Annotated in this window: 5 protein-coding genes; 2 read left to right on the top strand and 3 right to left on the bottom strand. The window is 59.9% G+C overall.

All coding sequences use genetic code 11. The features are described 5' to 3' along the window. The coding region (locus ACQY7U_RS08410; RefSeq protein ID WP_428643459.1) for an EipB family protein at window positions 1-586 on the top strand (586 nt) is incomplete at its 5' end. 31 nt (window positions 587-617) lie between these two features. Here ACQY7U_RS08410 and ACQY7U_RS08405 read toward each other — a convergent pair. The 3 genes from ACQY7U_RS08405 to ACQY7U_RS08395 are packed head-to-tail and all read right to left on the bottom strand — an operon-like array spanning window position 618 to window position 2,910. Then, window positions 618-1,922: a DNA polymerase IV gene (locus tag ACQY7U_RS08405; RefSeq protein WP_428643458.1), complete on the bottom strand. Its 1,305-nt coding sequence runs from the start codon at window positions 1,920-1,922 to the stop codon at window positions 618-620. Window positions 1,923-1,946: 24 nt separating this feature from the next. Next, on the bottom strand, window positions 1,947-2,618 hold the full coding sequence (locus tag ACQY7U_RS08400; protein WP_428643457.1) for a hypothetical protein: 672 nt from the start codon (window positions 2,616-2,618) through the stop codon (window positions 1,947-1,949). After that, entirely contained in the window at window positions 2,611-2,910 is a 300-nt protein-coding gene (locus tag ACQY7U_RS08395; protein ID WP_428643456.1) for a DUF3572 domain-containing protein, read from the bottom strand. The genes ACQY7U_RS08400 and ACQY7U_RS08395 overlap by 8 nt, the downstream gene beginning before the upstream one ends. Window positions 2,911-3,048: 138 nt before the next feature. Here ACQY7U_RS08395 and ACQY7U_RS08390 point away from each other — a divergent pair. After that, window positions 3,049-3,300 (top strand): response regulator (locus tag ACQY7U_RS08390; RefSeq protein ID WP_428643455.1); only part of this gene is annotated, 252 nt, incomplete at its 3' end.

The following is a 3,300-nucleotide window of genomic DNA, read 5'->3' as shown; positions in this document are numbered from 1 at the left end:
CCAGATCACGGATTTGCAGACAACCTCCTTCGAGGAACCAAGCGCGGCCAGCTATCAGTTCCTGTCCAAGACCTTTGTCGACCAGGAGCTGGTGGAGGCCACTCGGGGCACAGCGCGGGCGGGAGACGGCGCAAGGACCATCGAGCTGAAGGAGCCTTCGGAAAAGTCGCTTGAAATCGGCAAGGAAGTTCTCTTTCCGACTGAGCATTTGCTGACGATCATGAAGGCGGCAGACGAAGGCGTGCATTTTTTCGCCGCCGATATCTTTGATGGCGCCGAAACAGGCGAGAAGGTCTACGCAACGACGACCGTGATCGGAGCAAGGGCCGTCAGTCCCGATCCAGGCGGAACAAAGTCCCCGGAGGCACGGCTTGCAGGCATGAACTATTGGCCCGTGACCGTGGCCTATTTCGATCCGAGCGAGGAAGACGCTTCCGGTGAGCTGCTGCCTGTCTACCAACTGTCCTTCTGGCTGTACCAGAACGGCATCAGCGGGCGGTTGAAGCTCGATTACGGTGACTTCACCATTCAGGGCAAGATGGCGTCGCTTGAACTCTACGACGAGGCGAACTGCCCGGGGGAGTAATTCCCGAACGTTGATGGTCAATGGCGGGAAATCAGGTTTTCCTGCCCGAATCCGGGCGCCGGACAGCGTGCAGCAAGCCGAGTTCGACCGCCGATTTGCCGAATTTGTCCCGCAGTTTGTCTACCGCCAATTCCGCCTGTTTCCGCCGCTCCGCCGACTGATCCAGAAGGTCCTGAGGGTCCGCACGCTCCGCGGGTTCAAGGTCGCTGACACCAATGCCGATCAGGCGGAACCTTCGTCCATCGGTTTCGTTTTCCAACAGCGCGACACCGGCGGAAAAGATCCTGTCCGCAAGCTGGGTCGGATCGCCAAGGTGGCGGGCACGGGTGATCGTCTTGAAGTCGGCGGTCTTGAGCTTCAGCGTGATGCCGCGGCCACAAAGCTGCGATTTCTTCAGGCGTGCAGACACTTTTTCCGAAAGATCGCGCAGGATCGGCCGCAGCGTCTGGAAGCTTGAGATATCAGTCCGGAAGGTGGTTTCCGAGGAAACGCTCTTGGCCCCGCGTTCCGGCGTGACATGCCGCGCGTCTTCCCCGTTGGACAATTTCGCCAGCCGCAGTCCGATCGATCCATAACGGCGGGCAAGGTCGGCGGGGTCCATGGTCTGCAACTGGCCGATGGTGCGGATCCCGTCCTTCTCCAGCTTGCTCTGGAACACCTTGCCGACGCCCCAGATACGGCCGACCGGCATGGCTGCAAGGACCGATCTTGCTTCCGCCGACCCGATGACGGAAAAGCCGCGCGGCTTTTCCAGGTCGGAGGCGAGCTTGGCCAGGAACTTGTTGGGGGCGAGCCCGACCGAGGCGGAAATACCGAGTTCGTTTTCGATGTCCCGTAGAAATTTGGCGAGCGTTTCGGCCGGGGTAGCATGGTGCAGCCGCTCGGTCCCCGTCAGGTCCAGAAAGGCCTCGTCGATCGACAGTGGCTCCACCAGTGGTGTAAGCGCGCGCATGCGTTCGCGGACTTCCTTGCCCACCTTGGCGTATTTTTCCATGTTCGGCCTGATTACCACCGCGTCGGGACAGGCCTCCAGGGCCTTGAACATGGGCATGGCGGATTTGACGCCGTAGATCCGCGCGATATAGCAGCACGTCGACACCACACCGCGCTGGCCGCCGCCCACAATCAGCGGCACATCCTGTAGCTCGGGATTGTCGCGCTTCTCGACCGAGGCGTAGAACGCATCGCAGTCGACATGGGCGATGGTCAGGAGATCCAGTTCAGGGTGCGCGGCAAGCCGCGGGCTGCCGCAGGATGCGCAGCGGACGGACCCGGCCGGCGGCCGGCTGCCACAGTCCCGGCAAAGGGCGCGATTTTGAGGAGCGGACAGGGGCACTTCTTCAGTTCACTGGACCAGGAGTTAGGGTCCTTGGAGAATATCGCTGATGAAGGCTGCCGTCTCCTGCCAATCTCCCGTCAACAAGTCGATGTGGCTTTCCTTCTCGACAGATTGCCGGAACCGGTCGTCCGCAATGAACTGGATCTGGACGGAGGCAGGCAAGGACGCGGATACGGATACATGATTGGTGGGGCTGTCGTCGATGAAGACGACGGGGCCGGGACGCCCGGCTGCAAGGGCGGCAACCGCTCCGCCTTTCGGCCCGGAATTGGTCAGCACCGGGTAGGGAATTCCCTTGCCCGCGAGGAGTTTTTCACGCACAGGCTTGTTGTGGCCGCCCGGCAGGTTGGTCAGAAGCACGATGTCCCAATTGTCTGAAAGTGCACCGAGTGCCCTATCGGCGCCCGGAACCATGTCTTGCCTGTGGCTGATCTCGTCGAAAAAAGTGAGCAAGTGCCTGCGGACGTCATCTGACCCGATAGGATTGCGGTCGGACTTGCCGCCAATGTTCCCTGTCAGGCGGTATTCGTACTTAAGAAAGACCAGATCGCGCGCATTCAGGTAGTCCTCCAGATGCGTCGTCATGTGCAGGATCACCTCGTCGACATCGCAGATGATCAGCGGCTTTTCCGTTACCGGAACGGAACGGATCTGGGCAAGAACCTCGGGAAGCACCGGTGTCGGCTCAGGCATAGTCGTCTTGTCCTCCGGACAGGGCATAGCGGGCAGCAGCCATCATTGTGGGGCGGACGCCGGCATTTTCGCAAAAGGCAAGCAGAAGCGGCTCGTCCATCATATAAAACTCAAGGACGCCCGCGAGAAATCCCGGTTCGCCTGCAGCTTCCCGAATCATTTCGGGCCCGATCCCGGAAAATGCCAGGAACCGGCCGATCTGCTCCGGATCCCTGCTGAGTTGAAGCAGGGCCTCTGTGGCGATCCCCTGTGCTTCTTCAACGGACAATGACTTCCCTTGTATTTTTTTCATTGTGTTTTTTTGCCTTTCTGAAACGATTCCGGGTTAGAAGACACTTACTGCGGACCGGGGAAGGGTTCTAGCGCGGACACAAAAGTTCCGCGACATGATAAATGGGACCGGCGAAAAGCCGGGTGAAGGGCCGAACCAATGGCGAAATCGGTGTTGATCGTAGAAGACAACGAACTGAACATGAAGTTGTTTCATGATCTGCTCGAAGCCCACGGCTACAACACCCTGCAGACCCGGACCGGTATCGAAGCCTTGCGTCTCGCACGCGAACATCGTCCGGACCTGATCCTCATGGACGACGGCATGCAGCACCTTGCCCTTGCCCGCGGCCTGCATCTCCAGGGCCAGATCGCGTGCACCCTCCATGCTGGCCTGCTTGCTGACCAGGAT

It is taken from the genome of Roseibium sp. (assembly GCF_050301095.1).
Classification (GTDB): Bacteria; Pseudomonadota; Alphaproteobacteria; order Rhizobiales; family Stappiaceae; genus Roseibium.
This window is presented reverse-complemented; position numbering and strand designations above follow the sequence as displayed.